Genomic DNA, 809 nt, shown 5'->3' with positions numbered 1-809 from the left:
GTCCGCTTCCACGACGCGGTCCAGGCCCTGGAGGCCGAAGGCGTCCGCACCTACGTGGAGTTGGGTCCGGACGGGGTCCTGTCCGCGATGGGCCCGGAGTGCGTGAGCGAGGACGCGGCGTTCGCGTCGGTGCTGCGCGCGGGCCGTCCCGAGGTGCAGGCGCTGACCACCGCCGTCGCCCAGGCGTACGTGCGTGGTGCGAGCGTCGACTGGCAGGCGGTCTTCGCGGGCCTGGGCGCCTGCCGGGTCGACCTGCCCACCTACGCCTTCCAGCGCCAGCGCTACTGGCCACGCACCCCGATCCTTTCGATGGGCGATGTGGCGTCGATCGGGCTCGGTGCGGCGGGGCATCCGCTGCTGGGTGCGAGTGTGGAGCTGCCGGATTCGGACGGTGTGGTGTTCACGGGCCGGCTGTCGGTGCAGTCGCACCCGTGGCTGGCTGATCATGCGGTGATGGGCAGTGTGCTGCTGCCGGGGACCGCGTTCGTGGAGCTGGCGATCCGGGCGGGTGACCAGGTCGGTTGCGGGGTGCTGGAGGAGCTGACGCTGGCTGCTCCGCTGGTGCTGCCCGAGCGCGGCGGTGTGCAGTTGCGGCTGGCGCTGGGCGCGGCTGACGAGTCGGGCCGTCGGGCCCTGAGTCTGCACTCGCGTTCGGAGGAGGCCGCGGCGGAGGAGCCGTGGACGCGGCACGCCACGGGTGTGCTGGCGGCCGGTGCGGCCGTGGCATCGTTCGAGCTGGGGGAGTGGCCCCCGGCCGGGGCGGTCGCGGTCGAGGTCGAGGACCTGTACGAGCGGCTGGCCGCTGCCGG

At 73.8% G+C, this 809-nt stretch carries 1 protein-coding gene; it reads left to right on the top strand.

Features of this window, described 5'->3' with window-relative positions; genetic code table 11:
• Window positions 1–809 (top strand): polyketide synthase dehydratase domain-containing protein (locus ABD369_RS40775; protein ID WP_486327363.1); only part of this gene is annotated, 809 nt, incomplete at both ends.

The sequence above is a fragment of the Kitasatospora cystarginea genome (assembly GCF_039533515.1).
GTDB classification, from domain to species: Bacteria; Actinomycetota; Actinomycetes; order Streptomycetales; family Streptomycetaceae; genus Kitasatospora; species Kitasatospora cystarginea.
This window is presented reverse-complemented; position numbering and strand designations above follow the sequence as displayed.